General features: G+C 65.6%; 14 protein-coding genes and 2 pseudogenes. 5 read left to right on the top strand and 11 right to left on the bottom strand.

Features of this window, described 5'->3' with window-relative positions:
• Window positions 1–184 (top strand): annotated as a pseudogene (locus tag HMPREF2581_RS30915) (GNAT family N-acetyltransferase); the annotation flags it as partial.
• Window positions 185–252: 68 nt separating this feature from the next.
• Window positions 253–2,616, top strand: coding sequence for a DNA polymerase II (locus HMPREF2581_RS30910; RefSeq protein WP_003139876.1), 2,364 nt, complete (start codon window positions 253–255; stop codon window positions 2,614–2,616).
• 3 nt (window positions 2,617–2,619) lie between these two features.
• Here the strand turns inward: HMPREF2581_RS30910 and HMPREF2581_RS30905 are convergent, their stop codons facing one another.
• The 3 genes from HMPREF2581_RS30905 to HMPREF2581_RS33765 form a co-directional block, all read right to left on the bottom strand.
• Window positions 2,620–3,288, bottom strand: coding sequence for a hypothetical protein (locus tag HMPREF2581_RS30905; protein ID WP_003102715.1), 669 nt, complete (start codon window positions 3,286–3,288; stop codon window positions 2,620–2,622).
• Window positions 3,272–4,681, bottom strand: a complete 1,410-nt coding sequence (locus HMPREF2581_RS30900; RefSeq protein WP_003139874.1) for an alpha/beta fold hydrolase — start codon at window positions 4,679–4,681, stop codon at window positions 3,272–3,274. The genes HMPREF2581_RS30905 and HMPREF2581_RS30900 overlap by 17 nt, the downstream gene beginning before the upstream one ends.
• Window positions 4,682–5,054: 373 nt before the next feature.
• Complete coding sequence (locus HMPREF2581_RS33765; protein ID WP_003088136.1) at window positions 5,055–5,342, bottom strand: hypothetical protein; 288 nt, start codon at window positions 5,340–5,342, stop codon at window positions 5,055–5,057.
• A 165-nt stretch (window positions 5,343–5,507) separates the two neighbouring features.
• Between HMPREF2581_RS33765 and HMPREF2581_RS33760 the strand changes: the two genes are divergently transcribed.
• Window positions 5,508–5,894: a hypothetical protein gene (locus tag HMPREF2581_RS33760; protein WP_003115740.1), complete on the top strand. Its 387-nt coding sequence runs from the start codon at window positions 5,508–5,510 to the stop codon at window positions 5,892–5,894.
• Between the two features lie 13 nt (window positions 5,895–5,907).
• Here HMPREF2581_RS33760 and HMPREF2581_RS30885 read toward each other — a convergent pair whose 3' ends face one another.
• The 8 genes from HMPREF2581_RS30885 to HMPREF2581_RS30850 all read right to left on the bottom strand — a co-directional run bounded on the left by HMPREF2581_RS30885 (window position 5,908) and on the right by HMPREF2581_RS30850 (window position 14,070).
• Entirely contained in the window at window positions 5,908–6,531 is a 624-nt protein-coding gene (locus tag HMPREF2581_RS30885; RefSeq protein ID WP_003088140.1) for a glutathione S-transferase family protein, read from the bottom strand.
• A gap of 88 nt (window positions 6,532–6,619) precedes the next feature.
• Entirely contained in the window at window positions 6,620–7,009 is a 390-nt protein-coding gene (locus HMPREF2581_RS30880) for a hypothetical protein (protein WP_003139870.1), read from the bottom strand.
• A complete protein-coding gene (locus tag HMPREF2581_RS30875; RefSeq protein WP_003088145.1) occupies window positions 7,006–7,743 on the bottom strand; it encodes a hypothetical protein in 738 nt (245 codons plus the stop codon). The genes HMPREF2581_RS30880 and HMPREF2581_RS30875 overlap by 4 nt, the downstream gene beginning before the upstream one ends.
• Window positions 7,740–10,169 (bottom strand): penicillin acylase family protein, encoded by a 2,430-nt coding sequence (locus HMPREF2581_RS30870; RefSeq protein WP_003139868.1) that lies wholly within the window; start codon window positions 10,167–10,169, stop codon window positions 7,740–7,742. Before HMPREF2581_RS30870 ends, HMPREF2581_RS30875 begins: the two co-directional genes overlap by 4 nt.
• 25 nt (window positions 10,170–10,194) lie before the next feature.
• A complete protein-coding gene (locus tag HMPREF2581_RS30865) occupies window positions 10,195–10,818 on the bottom strand; it encodes a 2OG-Fe(II) oxygenase (RefSeq protein ID WP_003088147.1) in 624 nt (207 codons plus the stop codon).
• Window positions 10,819–10,834: 16 nt separating this feature from the next.
• Window positions 10,835–12,109 (bottom strand): fatty acid desaturase, encoded by a 1,275-nt coding sequence (locus HMPREF2581_RS30860; RefSeq protein WP_003102695.1) that lies wholly within the window; start codon window positions 12,107–12,109, stop codon window positions 10,835–10,837.
• An 18-nt stretch (window positions 12,110–12,127) separates the two neighbouring features.
• Window positions 12,128–13,297 carry a hypothetical protein gene (locus HMPREF2581_RS30855; protein WP_003088150.1) on the bottom strand — a complete coding sequence of 390 codons (1,170 nt, stop codon included), beginning with the start codon at window positions 13,295–13,297 and terminating at the stop codon, window positions 12,128–12,130.
• A gap of 5 nt (window positions 13,298–13,302) precedes the next feature.
• Window positions 13,303–14,070, bottom strand: coding sequence for a sterol desaturase family protein (locus HMPREF2581_RS30850; protein WP_003102692.1), 768 nt, complete (start codon window positions 14,068–14,070; stop codon window positions 13,303–13,305).
• 761 nt (window positions 14,071–14,831) lie between these two features.
• On the opposite strand from HMPREF2581_RS30850, the gene qscR reads away from it, so the two are divergent.
• Together qscR and phzA are read left to right on the top strand one after the other, a co-directional pair.
• The gene (gene qscR, locus HMPREF2581_RS30845) at window positions 14,832–15,545 is read left to right on the top strand and encodes a quorum-sensing transcriptional repressor QscR (RefSeq protein WP_003118960.1); all 714 of its coding nucleotides are present in this window, start codon (window positions 14,832–14,834) and stop codon (window positions 15,543–15,545) included.
• 481 nt (window positions 15,546–16,026) lie between these two features.
• Window positions 16,027–16,168 (top strand): annotated as a pseudogene (gene phzA, locus HMPREF2581_RS30840) (phenazine biosynthesis protein PhzA); the annotation flags it as partial.

Genomic DNA, 16,168 nt, shown 5'->3' with positions numbered 1-16,168 from the left:
GCTCGCCCGGGCCTGCGGCAAGTCCCTGCTGGTGCTGGACACGGTCAGCGGCAGCGCCGCCGAACGGCTGTACCTGAAGACCGGCTGGACACGGGTCGGGGAAATCCCGGACTACGCCCTGATGCCGGACGGCACGCCCTGTCCCACCACCTATTTCTACAAGCGCCTGGCTGCTGCCGGCTGACCGAAGATGCCAGCGTTCCCAAGGCAGGCCGGGTAGAATCGGCGGATGCGAGAGATTCGGGGTCGATGGTGGAGTTACTGCAAGGGTTCGTCCTGACCCGGCACTGGCGCGATACGCCGGCCGGCACGGAAGTCGCGTTCTGGCTGGCGACCGAGCAGGGCCCGCGGCAGGTGCGGCTGCCGCCGCAGCCGTCGGTGGCGTTCGTCCTCGCCGAGCAGCGCGGGCGCGTCGAGTCCCTGCTCGCCGGGGAGACTGGCGCCGAGCTGCGGCCGCTGGCGCTGCGCGACTTCCAGCAGCGGCCGGTGCTCGGCCTGTACTGCCAGCAGCATCGCCAACTGATGAATCTGGAGAAACGCTTGCGCCAGGCCGGCGTCGAGGTGTTCGAGGCCGATATCCGGCCGCCGGAGCGCTACCTGATGGAGCGCTTCATCACCGCGCCGGTCAGCCTGGAGGCGAGTGTCGAGGCTGACGGCAGCCTGCTCGCCCGGCGCCTGAAGCCGGCTCCGGACTATCGCCCGCGCCTGCGCCTGGTGTCGCTGGACATCGAGACCAACGCCCGCGGCGATCTCTACTCCATCGCCCTGGAAGGCTGCGGCCAGCGCCAGGTATACATGCTCGGCCCGGCCAACGGCGATGCCGCGGCCGTGGATTTCTGCCTCGACTATTGCGACAGCCGTGCCGGGCTGCTGGAACGTCTCAACCAGTGGCTGGCCGAGCACGATCCCGACGCCATCATCGGCTGGAACCTGGTGCAGTTCGACCTGCGCGTCCTGCATGAGCATGCCCAGCGCCTGAAGGTGCCGCTGCGCCTGGGGCGTGGCGGCGACGAAATGGGCTGGCGCGAGCACGGCAGCCGCAACAACCACTTTTTCGCCGCGGCGGCCGGCCGCCTGATCATCGATGGCATCGAGGCGCTGCGCTCGGCGACCTGGAGTTTCCCCTCGTTCAGCCTGGAGAACGTCGCCCGGACCCTGCTCGGCGAAGGCAAGGCGATCGACAATCCATACCAGCGGATGGACGAGATCGATCGCATGTTCGCCGAGGACAAGCCGGCCCTCGCGCATTACAACCTGAAGGACTGCGAACTGGTGACGCGGATCTTCGCCCGTACCGAACTGCTCGACTTCCTCCTCGAACGGGCCACCGTCACCGGCCTGCCGGCGGACCGCAGCGGCGGCTCGGTGGCGGCCTTCACCCACCTGTACATGCCGTTGATGCACCGTGCCGGCTTCGTCGCCCCGAACCTCGGCGAGAAGCGTCCGGAAGCCAGTCCCGGCGGCTTCGTCATGGACTCGCGGCCGGGCCTCTACGAATCGGTGCTGGTGCTCGACTACAAGAGCCTGTATCCGTCGATCATCCGTACCTTCCTGATCGACCCGGTCGGCCTGGTGGAAGGCCTGCGCCAGCCGGACGACGAACACTCGGTGGAAGGTTTTCGCGGCGCCCGTTTCTCGCGTACCCGGCATTGCCTGCCGGCCATCGTCGCACGGGTCTGGGAGGGCCGCGAGGCGGCCAAGCGCGAACGCAACCAGCCGCTCTCGCAGGCGTTGAAGATCATCATGAACGCCTTCTACGGGGTGCTGGGCTCCAGCGGCTGCCGCTTCTTCGACCCGCGCCTGGCCTCGTCCATCACCCTGCGCGGGCATCGGATCATGCGCCGTACCCGCGAGCTGATCGAGGCCGAGGGCTATACGGTGATCTATGGCGATACCGACTCCACCTTCGTCTGGCTCGGCAGCCCCCGCGCCGAGGAGGAGGCCTCGGCCATCGGCCGGGCGCTGGTGGCGCGGGTCAACGACTGGTGGCGCGAGCACCTGAAAGAAGAATTCGGCCTCGACAGCGCCCTCGAGCTGCAATTCGAGACCCATTACCGGCGTTTTCTCATGCCCACCGTGCGCGGCGCCGAGGAGGGCAGCAAGAAACGCTACGCCGGCCTGGTGCGCCGCGCCGACGGTGGCGAGGAGATGGTCTTCAAGGGCCTGGAGACCGTGCGCACCGACTGGTCGCCGCTGGCCCAGCGCTTCCAGCAGGAACTCTACCTGCGCATCTTCAACCGCCAGCCCTACCAGGACTACGTGCGCGATTACGTACGACGGACCCTGGCCGGCGAGCTGGACGACCTGCTGGTCTACCGCAAGCGCCTGCGCCGGCGCCTCGACGATTACCAGCGCAACGTGCCGCCGCATGTGCGCGCGGCGCGCATCGCCGACGACTACAACCTCGAGCGCGGGCGCCCGCGGCAATACCAGAGCGGCGGCTGGATCAGCTACGTGATCAGCGTCGCCGGTCCCGAGCCGCTCGAGGCGCGGCGTGCGGCCATCGACTACGAGCACTATGTGGGCAAGCAGTTGCAGCCGGTGGCCGACGCCATCCTGCCGTTCGTCGGCGACGATTTCGCCACTTTGGTCGACCGGCAGATGGCACTATTCTGAGGCTCATTGGCGGATGAGCCGCTGGTCCAGCTGGCGCAGCCGTTCCCGGTCGAGGTTGCGCGGCAGGACGAGAGTGTCCGAGCCGTTGGTCAACGGCGATTCCACGGGCCTGTTGAGTGGGATGACGATACGCTCGGCGTCGTAACGGATTTCCTTGGCGTCGGTCAGGCCCTGCTTCTGTAGCTGATGGATGGCTTCGAGGCGGGCGTCGGCGTCGGCTGCGCTGGGCGCCGATTGCATGACCTTCAGGTAGATGTCCAGTGCCTCCCGGCCATTGAACGGACCTTGCCCCAGGTGCTTCACGAATACCCGGTAGACGCCTCCCACCGCGCGGCACAGGCGGCTGTTGCCGTTCTGTGCGGCGATGTCGGCCTGCAGCCTGGCGTCGCACTGCTGCTTGCTCATGTTGCGGGCTTCGGACTTTTCGCTTTGCGCGCAGTAGGCGCTGCCGTAGAGGTCGCCGTCCTTGTCGCAGCGGCCGTAGCAGATATCGTGCAGGCGGCAGGCCTCGCTGAGCGAGCAGCCCGCGACGTCGTCCGGAACCAGATACTGGGTGAAGCCGGAGCCGCAATAGGTGGCCTTGTCTTCGGCGGCGCTGGCGGCGGGCGCCATCCGCGGGGCGAGCAGAACGACGGCGAAGCCGATCAGGAGCAGGCTAGAGAGGGTTTTCATAGAGGACGTCCTGTTCGCTGCGGGTGCCGGGTTCCGAGAGTTGCCGTTGCAGCCGCCGGTGCATGGCCGTGGCTTTGAGGTAGTGGAAGTCGAAGCACTTGCCGAACGAGAAGTTCTTCCGCACCGGGTCGTGGCACTCCCGGTAGTAGGAGGCGCCAGCCGTACGTTCGTAGATGGCCTTGCTGACGGCGGTGGCCATGAAGGCGATCACCTGGTCGTTGAAGATATCGTTGTGGTCGGCGATGAAGGACTGCGAGGTGTAGATGAAGTTGACCGGCTCGTTGCTGTAGCAGGGCATGCGCGGCAGCGCCGGATCGGCGTTGCCGCCGTCCGCGCTGCAGAAGCTCCTGAAGCGCCATTTGCCGATATCGGTGTCGTCGATCACCCGTGGTTCGGGCGGTCTTGGCGCGCAGTTGTCGCTGCCATCCGGCAGCGGGCACTCGCGGTCGATCAGCAGGGCGGTCCGATACAGGCTGTAGTTGCCGAGGGCGGTGGTATCCAGGTCTTCTTCCCGGAGGCGATAGCGGGTTCCGTTGTAGGTCCTGTCCAGGTCCACCTGGCTCCAGGTGAGGTTGACGCCGACCCATTGGCCGAGCGGGAAGGCGAAGTGGGTGGCGCTGTCGCCGTGCGAACTGATGACGTACAGCAGCGGCGGCGGCCGGGCTCCCAGGGCGCCGACCTTGAGGCTGTTCTCCTTGAGCAACAGGCCCTGATTGGCCTCTATCGCCGGATTCAGCATGATTACCGCGTCGCCGAAGGCGCGTATCCGCTGACCGTCCTGCAGAGCCAGCAGGCGTTCGAGCAACGGGTCGTGAAGTGCGCCGAGGGTGATTGCGCCGCCGAAGCTGTGGCCGACGATCACCAGATAGTTCCTGTCCTTGCGATCGATCCGTTCCAACTGGGCGAGCAACTCGGCGACGCCACCCCGGCCGACTTCCTCGGCGACGGCCTTCCTGTCCCAGTAGGTCAGGTTCTCGCTATACAGGCCATGCATCGACTTGCCCCGCCAGCCAACATAGAGGCCGACCAGCCTGCGTTTGCCCAGCACCCCGGAGGAGGCGAGATTGGCGAGTGCCTTGTTGAAGCTGGCGACGTTGCCGTCGTCCCGTCCCGCGTTGTGCTTCCAACCGTGAATGAACACCACCATGGCGATGTCCCCCCGGGCGGAGTAGCGCTTTAGCTGGTCGATCAGGCGTTGCGTTCTGGCAGGCGCGAAGTCGTTGCCGCGCTCGCTATATTCGACGAAGCCGATCTCGTAGTTCGGATGGCGTTCGTAGTAGCTGTCGCTGCAAGGCCGGATGTCGGCGCAGGTCGATTCGCTGTCATCGCGCAGCGGGGCGTTGGCGGCGCAGCCTGCCAGCAGGCAGGCTGCGAGAAGGGCGAGTATTTTCATGACGATTCCCGCGTGGAGATTCTTTTCCGGCGCGCCAGAACTCGACCGGTCGCTACCCGTTACGCAGGCCGGTCGGTACGCTCTGGCGCTGTCGGTGCCCGTGTCGCCGGCCGGGTGCTGTCATGGGGGATGGGAGAGCGCAGGCGGAGAAGTCGTCCCGCGAAAGGCTGGGGAGGCGTGTGTCAGGGTCCCCTGGAAGCGGGCCTGGGATATCCCGGAAAGGCTCGTCGTGGGGCGAACTGTCGAAGACGTTGACATGCTGAACCACCACTTCCGTGTCTGTTCTGCAACTGTCTATAGACCGCCGGGGGATGGGTGTCAAAGTGCCACTTCGCAGCCTTCCGCATGGTGGATGGCTGCGAAGGAGAGTCGATCAGGCCAGTTGCGCCGGGTCGAGCATGTCGCTCTCGAAGGTCATCCAGCCGCCGTTCTCGCTGGCCGCGCCGTCGAGGATCGGGCCGTAGTAGGTGAGGCCGATGGTCAGGCTGAAGCAGATATGGGTGGCGTTCTCCGGGGCGTCCAGCTGGCCTTCGAAGTGCAGCTTGAGCACGCCCGGCTCGACGCTTTCCAGGCCGATGGCGACGTTCGGGTTGTCCACGGCCTCGCTTTCGCGGCCGCGTTGCTCGGCGCTGACGGTGAGGGTCACGGTGTCTCGGTACATGTCTTGCTCCAGTTGGCGTGGGGCCGGCGTCGCCAGCGCGGCGGACAGACTACTGGCAGACGCGCCGGCTGGCCAGTGCTGGCTGCGGCAGGCGCCGCGCGGGGCCTGGGAATCATTCGCCGGCGGCGCAGTCCAACTGCGCATCACCAACCGACCCCCGAGGGGATGATGAAGCTACCCGTGCTCGCTGTATTGGGCGCCGCGCTGCTGTTGAGCGCCTGCGCGAAGAAGGAGGCCGAGGCCTGTGCCTCGCCGGACGTGAAGGACCAACTGATGCGGATCTTCCTCCAGGGCGCGATCACCGAGCGCTCGCCGGAGTTCAAGGACAGCGCGCTGCGCGACGTGGCGATCCTCGAGAAGGATCCCGACAGCGGCGTGCTGTCCTGTGTCGGCACCCTCAGCGTGCCGGCCGGCCAGCAGGTGGTCGAGGGCGTCCTGCAATATCGCATCGCCCCGGTGGCCAAGTCCGACTACGACTACCTGCTGCTGGATACCGCCGGCGCCAACACCACCGCCCTGGCGCAGCGCCTGAACAAGGCGCTCGGCCAGTGATCGCGCGCCTCGCTCAGGGTACGCCGTTGCGGCCGTGGGCGAGGAAGCCGGGACGGGCGCCGAGGCGCTCGTAATAGGCGCGCACCGCTGGCAGCGACGGATGCTCGAACGGCGTCTCGTACCAGCGGTTGACCGACAGGCCGATGGCGATGTCGGCCAGGCTGAAGGTCTCGCCGGCGACATAGGCGCCGGTGCGTAGCAGTTGTCCCTCGAGGATTTCCATGAAGCCCGTCCAGCCGCGCAACGAAGCCTCCACCTGGGCCGCGTCGCGGTGCGCCGGCGACTGCCGGACCAGGCTCATGAAGGCATAGCTCCACGAGCGGTTGAGGTCGGAGGCCTGCCAGTCCAGCCACTGGTCGACCCGCGCGCGCGGCGCCGCCTGCTGCGGATAGAGGCGTTCGCCGGCATAGCGGTTGGCCAGGTAGCGGATGATGCTGTTGGATTCCCAGAGCACCAGTTCGCCGTCGCGCAGCACCGGCACCATGGCGTTCGGGTTGAGGGCGAGGAACTCCGCCGCGTGGGTGTCGCGGAAGCCGCTGCCCCAGTCTTCGCGGCGGTAGGGCAGGTCCAGTTCGGCGCAGGTCCAGAGCACCTTGCGCACGTTGATCGAAGAGGCCTTTCCGAGAATCTCCAGCATGGCGATGGCGCGTCCTTGGGCGGATAGGAAGGCTCCGAGTATACGGGCCGATCCCGCCGACGGGGAACGGCTCGAGCGGGGGCGCCGGCTAGGCGCCGCTGACTTGCCGGCGACCCGGGCGGCGGCGCGCCCAAAGGGTGAAGTAGAGCCAGCCGATGACGAACGATGGCGCCACGCTCGCCAATGGATGCGGCGTGCCCGAGAGCCAGTGCAGCGCGGCCATCGGTGCGGTCAGCAGGAGCACCACCAGCAGGGGCGCCTGGCGTTGCGCAAGGCCGTGGCGGCGGCCGAGACATTGCAACAGGTACAGGCCGAAGCGCGTCGCCAGGAGACTCGCGGCGCCCTGGAGCAGGGCGGCGACGCCCATCCCGGCCAGGCCGCCGTCCTGGTTGGCATAGGCCGCCCAGGCGCCGTAGAGCACCGCGGCCGGCAGCGCCGCCAGCCACGGGTCGTCGGAGCGCTGCGCGAGTCCGCTCACCGGATGATCCTCTGCTGCACGTAGGGTTCGGCACCGGGCGCGAGGCGGACCATGCAGAGGATCTGGTCGCTGCTGCCGACGTGGGCGACGAAGTGGTCGTTGGTCCTGGCGTGGCTGGACATCGCCATGCGCGGGAAGAAATCCGGGGCGACGCTGCGTTGCCCGCCGGGTATCAGGCCGGTTTCCGCATCCAGGCGCAGGTTGGCGGACAGCGTGCCGACCACGTCGAGGGCCAGGTCGACCATGTCCGGGCTCTGGCGCGGCGCTTCCAGGTCCGGGTACAGCGTCGCTCCCGGGATCCGCGCGCTGAGGGCGCGGAACATGTTGTAGACCACCGGGTTGTAGGTCTTCGCCACGATCAGCGGCGGCAGCCCGCCGTTGCGCTCGCTGACCTGGCGCAGGAAGAACTGGTTGATCCGCTTGAACAGGCTGGTGCGGTGGTAGCGGTCGACCACCATCGCCGTCCACAGGTAGAGGAAGCGCGTCGAGCCGCGGACGAAGTCCTTCGCGCCCAGGATGCCGATGATCCGTTCGCCCTCCGGGTCGGTCGCCAATACCAGGTGGTCGTAGGTCTCGAAGATATCCGGCTGGTTGCCGAAGTATTGCAGCACGTCGAACTGCGGCATTCCCTCTTGCAGGTCGGCGACTATCTTGCGCTTGAAGCCCTCGGGGAATTGCCGTTCGCGGCTGGAGTAGTCGAGGTCGAAGGCGTTTTTCTGCGGATCGCTGGTCATGGTCGTGGCTCGCCGGAGGAAGGGGCTGAAGGGCGCAGGACCAACTGGCGGTCCGTCGCGTCGGGGGCGTCGTCGGCGATACGGATGTACGCGCCGCGGGCCCAGAGTTCGTTGAGGTCGGTGGCGCCGTCGAACGGCAGGCCGGAGTTGCGGGTGGACAGCGCGTAGCGCGAGTTGTCGAAGTCCGCCAGGTCGATGACCATCCGCAGGGTCGCGGCGATCCGGGTGTTGAACGGGTTGGCCGGGTCGCTGTAGTCGAAGCGCCCGACGTTGACGCTGAAGTTGTCGCCGCCCTTGTTGTTCTTCAGGTCGAACAGCGTGCGCAACGGGGTCTTGTGGAAGGGCACGTGCTCGGCGAGGGCGGCGTGCGCCTCGCCCCACTTCCAGCCGTCCGGCGCGCTTCCGTGGGCGGCTCGCAGTTCGTCGAGGGCGCTGCGCAGCGACTGGTTCAGCTTGAGGTCGCAGCCTTGTTCCTGGCCGCACCAGAAGCGCAGGTCGGCCTGGCCGTCGAGGATCAGCCGGAGGAATCCGTCGTAGTTGCGCTGGTTCCAGCCGCTGGCCAGCAACTGCGTGCCGATCCTCGGTTGCAGCAGCTCGCGGGTGAAGGCGCGTACCCAGTAGCCGGCGACCAGTGGCGCGGCCAGCTCGGCGGCGGCCTGGTGGTTCCAGCCCTGGAGCAGGGCGAAGGCCTCGCTGGCGCGCAGTTCGGGGTCGCTGACCTGCTCCAGCATCTTCGGCAACAGGCTCGCCATCACGCTGGAGAACTCGTCGTTCTGCAACTCCAGGCTGTCTTCCAGGGTGCGCTGGCCGGGGCCGCCGAGCCACTCGCGGATGCGGTCGTAGCGGTAGGGCAGGACCCAGTCGTGGCCGAAGTCGAAGGCATTGTCGGGCGGCACGATGCGCTGGTTCGCCGTGGCGATGAACCCTTCGCGCGGGTTGAGGCTGCGTGGCTTGGCGCTTTCCGGAACGTAGCCGACCCAGTCGTAGCGGCTCTCCCAGCCGGGCGAGGGGGCCAGGCCATGGAGGTCGTCGTCGGCGCCGCGGAGCGGTACGCGACCGGCGGAGACGTAGCCGATGTTGCCCTCGACGTCGGCATAGACCATGTTCTGCGGCGGTACGCCGAAGTCGGCGGCGGCGTCGAGGAACTGTTCCCAGCCTTCGGCCCGGTTGATCGCCAGCAGGCTCGGGAAGGTCTTGTCGTGAAGGTCGAGGCCGGTCCAGGCGAGGGCGATCACCAGCCGGTCGCGCTGCGCCTGCGGCAGCCGCGCCGGTTCGTAGATGTCGCTGATCACCGGGCCGTGGCGGGTGCTGCGGACCTCCAGCGAGACCGTCTCGCCGTCGCGCACGGCGATGCGTTCCAGGCGCGTCTCGAAGGGCCGGTAGCCGTCCGGGGTCAGGTAGCGCCGCGGGTCCTGGGGATCGACGCGCTCCAGGTAGGCGTCCTGGATGTGCGAGCCGGTATTGGTGTAGCCCCAGGCGATGCGCTGGTTATGGCCGATGACGAACAGCGGGGCGCCGGCGAAGTTGGCGCCGGTGAGGCTCAGGCCGGGGATCTTCAGGCTGGCCAGGTAGAAGGCCGCCGGGTTGGTCAGGCGCAGGTGCGGATCGTTGGCCAGCAGCGGCTTGCCGGTGGCGCTGCGGTTGGCGGAGACCACCCAGTTGTTCGAACCGATGCCTTCGACGTTGGAACCGGGCAGTTGCCCCAGCAGCTTGCCGGCGTCCGGCGTGCCGCGCAGGGAGCGGTACAGGCTGGCGTAGTCGCGGGTGGCCGGCGGCCGCTCGCCCGGATAGGGGGCGAACACCTCGTTGATCCGCGCCAGGTCCAGGTGCTCGGCCAGCGCCAGGCGCTGCAACTGCATGCCCAGGTTGGCGCTCAGGGTCCAGGAATAGAGCAGGTGCAGGGACAGGCTGTCCACCGGCCCCCAAGGCCCCGGCCGTTCGTGGCGCACCAGGCTGAATTCCAGTGGCAGCGCCGCCGGGGCCCGCTCCAGGTAGGCGTTGATCCCGGCGCTGTAGCGTTGCAGCAGGACGCGCGTGGGCGCGTCCAGGTTGGCGTAGATGCCCTCGGCGGTGCGTCGGAAGCCCAGGGTGCGGGCGAACCTGTCCATCGGCAGGGTCTTGGCGCCGAACACTTCGGAGAGCGTCCCGCCGGCATAGCGGCGGGCGAACTCCATCTGCCACAGGCGATCCCTGGCGTGGCTGTAGCCGAGCAGGAAATAGCCGTCCTCCAGGTTCTGCGCGCGGATATGCGGGACGCCGGCGGCGTCCCAGGCGATCCGCCCCTCGTGTTCCAGGCCATGGCCGACCTGGATCTCGCCGTACTTGAAGCCCAGCGGGACGGCCAGCAGGTAGACCGCGCAGGCCAGTAGCCCCAGCAGCAGGCCGCCGAGGGACAGGCGCCAGGCGTAACGTGCGTTCTTCGACATCGCTTCGAGTCTCCACGCCGACGGGTCAATAGACCCGCCGGTTCCGGTCCGCATGGCGACTGACGAAGAACACCAGCGAGACGCGCTCGCCGGCGGTCACCCGCTGGACCTCGTGGGGATAGCTGCAATCGCTGATGATCACCGAGCGCGGCTCCGGCTTGATGTCGTTGCGCAGGTTGCCATCGCGGTCGTAGACCACGAACTGGCCGCCGGAGAAGTAGGTGCCGAGCTGCAGGACGATGGAGTACTGGTAGTCCGGGTTGCTGTCGGTATCCAGGTGCCGGCCGATGAACGAGCCGGCCTTCATCCGGTTCACCTGCATGCGCCGCACGTAGAAGGCGTCGTCGCCCATCAGCTTGCGGAACAGGCTCATCACGTTGTCGTTGCAGACGCGCGGGATGATCAGCTCCGACAGCGCATGGTTGACCACCGTGGGACGGTCGCGGTCGGTCATGAAACGGGCCACGTAGAGGTCGTTCTCCTCGTCGGCGTCGCCGATCAGGATCTTCTCCCACGGCAGGGTCGAGTTGGCCAGGACCTGGTTCATCAGTTCCCAGTCCTGCTCGTCGTAGAGCGCGTCGCTGGGGGTGATATAGGCGCAGCCGTTGGCTGCCAGACTCTGGGTGATCTGGGCAATCTGAGTATTCATGGGGTTTCCTGTGTGATCAGGCGGTAGCCTGGGATGCGGGTTGGTTGGTGTGGGGCTGGTTGGCGGCATCGGTCTCCGGAGCGAGCCGGGCATGGTTCTCGCGGTACCAGTCGACGATTCCGAACGGGTCCGACTGGCCGCGGCAGAGGTGGTCGCGCAGGATCAGGAAGTTCTCCCACATGCCCCAGGTCTCGGTCATCGGGCCGAACTTCGAGGGGCGCGCCTCGTTGGCCGCGCGCTCCGGCGCGATGCGCCAGAAGTTCACCCCCGGCTTGCGGTGGTGGAAGTCGTGGCTGGGCAGGTCCTGCATGAAGGAGAACACCCGCAGCGGGATGTCGATCAGCAGCACGCCCAGGCTCCAGCGAACGAACGCCAGGGCGAAGGCCAGGCCCTGCTTGTCGGCCGGGTAGGGGCGGCCGAGGAAGCGTCCCCAGCTCAGCGAGCCGTAGTGCAGGAAGCGCGGCAGGCCGTGCTCGTTGCGGGCGAACCAGAGGTGCTCGGAGACGTGCTGGATCCACGACGAGTACTGGGTGAGGATGAAGATCGGGAACAGGTAGAACAGCGCGAACGCCTCCAGGTAGCCGCTGGCGTACACCAGGCCGAGCAGCGCGGCCCAGTAGAGCGCCCGGCTGACGCGCTCGTGGCGCGGGGCGGAGACGAAGCTGACGTCGAAGCGGAACTTCAGGTGCTCGAGGATCCGCGCCGGATGGAAGGGCGCGAGCACCAGGCGGGTCCAGAAGGCGCTCTCGGACATGCCCTTGTAGAAGCCGTGCTGCTTCATGAAGACCAGGTCGACGTCGTGCTCGGTATTGAAGGTGCGCACGCTGTGGTGTTCGTTCACGTGCAGCTTCACGTACTCGTCGCGCGGGGTGTGCAGGATCGGGATCGACAGGATCCACTTGCAGGTGAAGCGGGCCAGCGCCTTGTTCTCCAGGCTGGCGCCATGGGTGGTGTAGTGGAAGGTATGGAGGAAGCCGCGCTGGCGGTTGACCACCAGGCACATGATCAGCGCGCCCAGCAGGCACTTCAGCCACAGCGGCTGCTGCGAGGCGAGCAGTTGCTGGCCGTAGATCACCGCGAGGAAGAACACCGCGTAGCCCCAACTGATGTGCAGGTAGAGCTGCCAGGGCTTGAGCAGGGTGTCTTTCGGCCGTCGCGGCGGGCGGTCGTTCAGCGACTTGCCGGTGACCCAGGTCCAGAACGGCTGGCAGGGCAGGTCCTTGTAGGTACGGCGCACGTCGATGCCGTATCCGTACTTGGAGTATCGGGTCTTGAACAGTTCATCTTGCATGGCGCAGGCGCTCCCTGGTTACAGGTAGTCGGTTCGGATGTAGAGCGTCGGGACGGTCGCGAAGAACGAGTAGAACGGCTCCATCCGGTAGTGATCGACGGCCAGCACGACGAAGTTGTCGAAGCGCTCGCCGAAGAGTTTTCCCATCAATGCGTACTCGGCGGCCTGGGAGACGAAGCTGGCCCAGATCTGCTCGCGCGACTGGCTGGCGAACCATTTCTCGTAGAGCGGCAGGCGCGACAGGAAGATCGATTCCAGGGCCGGGTAGTCCAGCCCGGTCTGGCCGTAGTCGCCCTGTTCCAGGCGCTGGACGATCTCGCCGTGGGCCCGGTGCCAGCCGTCCTCGCCGCCGCACATCTCGAAGAACGAGCAGGTCGCGGCCGGGCAGGGCAGGGCCCCGGCGATCCGCTCGAGCTGGCGCTCGACCTTGCCGAGGAAACCCTCGCGGGTCTCGCCAGTGGCGGGGTTGCGGTTGAACGACAGGTATTCGAACTCGCCGCCGAGGATCGCGTGGCGGATTTCCACCTGGCGCGCCCTGGCCAGCTCCGCCACCGCCTGGCCGGCGCTGACCAGCTTGGCGCCGGCCAGACCGGGCTGGTCGCCGACTCGCTCGAAGGTGTAGCGCGGCTTGCCCTCGGCATCGCTGGAGTGCGAGTAGTCCGGGCATACCGCGCTCACCAGGTGCAACGGACGGCCTTCGCCAGCGGCGCGCTCCAGCGCCTCCACCAGGCCGCGCAGGGCCCGCTCGCTGGGCGGCATGACGTTGCCGGCGGCCAGCCAGCGCTCGATGTCGCGGGCGTGGCGGTCGAGCTGCGGGATGTCCGGATGCTTGAGTTCCAGCTCGCTCTTGGCGTTGACCGCATCGGCCAGGAGCAGGGTGGTCAGGGACGGGATGCGTCCCTTGCTCTTGAAGCGGTGGATGTTGGTGACCACCGAGTTGCCCTGGCGCAGCTTGAAGTCGAATTCCTGGTGGCGCGACTGGAGGATCAGGTAGAACAGGTAGTTGCTGAACGGCAGCTCGCGCGCGCCGTGGGAGATGCGCAGCTCCAGATACCTGCGTTTCAGTTCGCCGAGGCGCGTTTCCAGTTGCGCATAGGTATGGTCGGGGACCACTTCGGCGAGGGGGAGGCCATACGAGATGGATTTCAATATGTTCCGGCTGAGACGGGAATCGATGTCTGGAATCATGGCGTTCACCTGACGTCGGGCTTGACCAGGACGGGAGCGGGCTGGGTTTTTCCGGGGAGGCTGTGCACGTCGCGGAACAGCAGCATGTCGACGAACTGCTGCTCCTTGTCGCCGGCGAAGCCCTGCGGCTCGTCGATGCGGCGGGGGTTCTCGTAGGTGCCGAACAACATGTCCCAGATCGGGAAGTCGCTGTAGTTGCACTCGTGGCGGTCGCGCTGGTGGTGGATGCGGTGCATCTCCGGGCGCTGGAACAGGTAGCCGAGGACGTGCGGGGTGCGCAGGTTCGAGTGGTAGAACATCTCGCCGAGCGCGGCGAACATGATGTAGTAGGCGCCGGCCTCGATGCTGATGCCCATCACCACGTAGGCGACGAAGCTGCCCAGCAGCGAGTTGAAGACCATCTCGGTCGGATGCTTGTAGAAGGAGGTGAATACCTCGATGCGTTGCGGCGCGTGGTGCAACTGGTGGAACAGCCGCCAGAGCGTGTCGTTGGCGTGGCGCGCGCGATGCCACCAGTAGGTGACGAAGGTGTTGACGAAGTAGGCGGCGAAGCCGGCCAGCAGTGGTGGCAGGGCATCCGAGGTGTGCAGCAGGCTGTGCCCCATCATCCATTTGTTCCAGGTGATGCCGGCGAGCAGGGCGATCGACACCTGGACGATGTTGAGGAAGATCACCCGGGCCACCCAGGTGCTCACCTTGGGCAATTTCCAGCCGGGAACCAACTGTTCCAGCATGAAGATGAATAGCGCCACTCCGATCAAGTAATAAATCATATTTATCTCCTCTTCCTTAGGGTCGGACGCCATGCGGAACTTTCATCGATACGAAAGGCCAGCGTCCTGTTTATTGTCTGAAGCACTTCTCGGCAGGCTGCGGTTATCGCTTCGCTATATTCGAAAGGCGATCTCGGTCAGGCGTGGATAGCTTGTCCATGGTCGAATGGAGCGCTCTTTTTAATTGCCTCAGAATGCGCTTCGTGAAAATCGGCACGGACAATGAAATGCCTGGTCGAATTAAATTGTCACAGCCCGGCAGGGACAACCTGCCCTTCCGGGCAGGTATCTGCGGAGAGATAGGGGGGGAAGTATGTAGTTGCCATTTCTGGTCCCCGGGGAGCCTCGTCGACGAGGCCCGCCATGGGCCAAGGTTTGTTGTCGGGAGGCCCTCCCGACGACGATGGAGCGTGCGAGAAGAACAATGAGAAAGACCGCCGTGAGGCCCATCGGAGAGCCGTTCTACGGTTTCCGCAAAGATCCGGGGCGCCGTCCCCTCCAGCACAGCGCAGTTCCTGCGCGGCGCCTCGTGTCCGTGCTCATCGAGAAATTCTCTTCAGCCTCGTTTCGTCGTCGCCCGGCGGGCGGCGAATGGGCTCGACCTCGTCCGGAACACCCGCACAGGGCCGGCGGCGATATGTACTTCCAGGTCCGGCTTGATAAAGGGAATTGTCATGAGTGGATAAGACGGAAACAAAAAAGAATAAAAACGCTGAAGAACCGAATCCTGCCGGGATCGATTGTTGACTGGTGAAGCTGGCATGCATGATGAGAGAGAGGGATATCTCGAGATTTTGTCAAGAATAACAACCGAGGAAGAGTTCTTCTCCCTGGTTCTCGAGATATGCGGTAATTATGGATTCGAATTCTTTTCATTCGGTGCGCGGGCGCCTTTCCCGCTGACCGCGCCTAAATATCATTTCTTGTCCAATTACCCAGGGGAATGGAAAAGCAGATATATCTCCGAAGACTACACATCCATCGACCCGATCGTGCGCCATGGTCTCCTGGAATACACCCCGCTGATCTGGAATGGCGAAGACTTCCAGGAGAACCGTTTCTTCTGGGAGGAAGCGCTGCATCACGGCATCCGTCACGGCTGGTCGATCCCGGTCCGCGGCAAGTACGGGCTGATCAGCATGCTGTCCCTGGTGCGTTCCAGCGAGAGCATCGCCGCTACGGAAATCCTGGAGAAGGAATCCTTCCTGCTCTGGATCACCAGCATGCTGCAGGCTACCTTCGGCGACCTGCTGGCGCCGCGCATCGTCCCGGAAAGCAATGTGCGCCTGACCGCCAGGGAAACCGAGATGCTCAAGTGGACCGCGGTGGGCAAGACCTACGGCGAGATCGGCCTGATCCTGTCGATCGACCAGCGCACGGTGAAATTCCATATCGTCAATGCGATGCGCAAGCTCAACTCCAGCAACAAGGCGGAGGCCACCATGAAGGCCTACGCCATCGGCCTGCTCAACTGAATCGACGCCTCGTCGCCTAGCGAGGCCGCCGCGCAAGCGTCCGGCCATTCACCGAATGGCCGGATAGCGTTTGCGCCGGTTGCCTGAGCGCAGCCTTCCCACCGGCAGCGTTTCCCCGCTGCCCCCTTCGCCATTGCGCCCGTCCTCCTGTTGTCCGGCACGCTAGTGCAACTTTCCGGACGCTTGGCAAACCGGCCAAAGAATAGAACGGAATCGATGCCCCACACCTGTAATTTTTAAGGGGTTATGGCTATTGCAAAAAAGCGTTTATAAGTTTGTCCCCTGTCAAATCTGGTTACAACTGGGTTTCAGGCGAAACATTCGGTCATGGCAATTCGGCATTAGTTGAAACTTTGGAGACGCTCCGAAGCGGGCAACTTTTGCCCGGAAAAAGTTTCACGGCAATTTCTCCGGCCTGTCATCCCGATGTCTTCTTTCCGGTATGGATGCCAGTCGATTCGAACTGGCGGAGATTCGCACCATGCGAGAGTACCAACGGTTGAAAGGGTTTACCGACAACCTGGAATTGCGGCGGCGCAACCGTGCCACGGTCGAGCACTACATGCGCATGAAGGGGGCCGAACGGTTGCAGCGGCACAGCCTGTTCGTCGAGGACGGCTGCG

Source organism: Pseudomonas sp. HMSC057H01, from assembly GCF_001836405.1.
In the GTDB taxonomy this organism is placed as follows: domain Bacteria; phylum Pseudomonadota; class Gammaproteobacteria; order Pseudomonadales; family Pseudomonadaceae; genus Pseudomonas; species Pseudomonas aeruginosa.
Note: the sequence above shows the minus strand (reverse complement) of the source record. Positions and strands in the feature narration are given on the sequence as shown.

What these genes read in the sequence shown, in the direction of transcription:
- HMPREF2581_RS30885 (WP_003088140.1), bottom strand. Translation starts at nt 6,531, where the DNA reads ATGCTGGAGATTCTCGGAAAGGCCTCTTCGATCAACGTGCGCAAGGTG.
- HMPREF2581_RS30875 (WP_003088145.1), bottom strand. Translation starts at nt 7,743, where the DNA reads ATGACCAGCGATCCGCAGAAAAACGCCTTCGACCTCGACTACTCCAGC.
- HMPREF2581_RS30900 (WP_003139874.1), bottom strand. Translation starts at nt 4,681, where the DNA reads ATGAAAATACTCGCCCTTCTCGCAGCCTGCCTGCTGGCAGGCTGCGCC.
- HMPREF2581_RS30860 (WP_003102695.1), bottom strand. Translation starts at nt 12,109, where the DNA reads ATGCAAGATGAACTGTTCAAGACCCGATACTCCAAGTACGGATACGGC.
- HMPREF2581_RS30865 (WP_003088147.1), bottom strand. Translation starts at nt 10,818, where the DNA reads ATGAATACTCAGATTGCCCAGATCACCCAGAGTCTGGCAGCCAACGGC.
- HMPREF2581_RS30855 (WP_003088150.1), bottom strand. Translation starts at nt 13,297, where the DNA reads ATGATTCCAGACATCGATTCCCGTCTCAGCCGGAACATATTGAAATCC.
- qscR (WP_003118960.1), top strand. Translation starts at nt 14,832, where the DNA reads ATGCATGATGAGAGAGAGGGATATCTCGAGATTTTGTCAAGAATAACA.
- HMPREF2581_RS33760 (WP_003115740.1), top strand. Translation starts at nt 5,508, where the DNA reads ATGATGAAGCTACCCGTGCTCGCTGTATTGGGCGCCGCGCTGCTGTTG.
- HMPREF2581_RS30850 (WP_003102692.1), bottom strand. Translation starts at nt 14,070, where the DNA reads ATGATTTATTACTTGATCGGAGTGGCGCTATTCATCTTCATGCTGGAA.
- HMPREF2581_RS30870 (WP_003139868.1), bottom strand. Translation starts at nt 10,169, where the DNA reads ATGTCGAAGAACGCACGTTACGCCTGGCGCCTGTCCCTCGGCGGCCTG.
- HMPREF2581_RS33765 (WP_003088136.1), bottom strand. Translation starts at nt 5,342, where the DNA reads ATGTACCGAGACACCGTGACCCTCACCGTCAGCGCCGAGCAACGCGGC.
- HMPREF2581_RS30905 (WP_003102715.1), bottom strand. Translation starts at nt 3,288, where the DNA reads ATGAAAACCCTCTCTAGCCTGCTCCTGATCGGCTTCGCCGTCGTTCTG.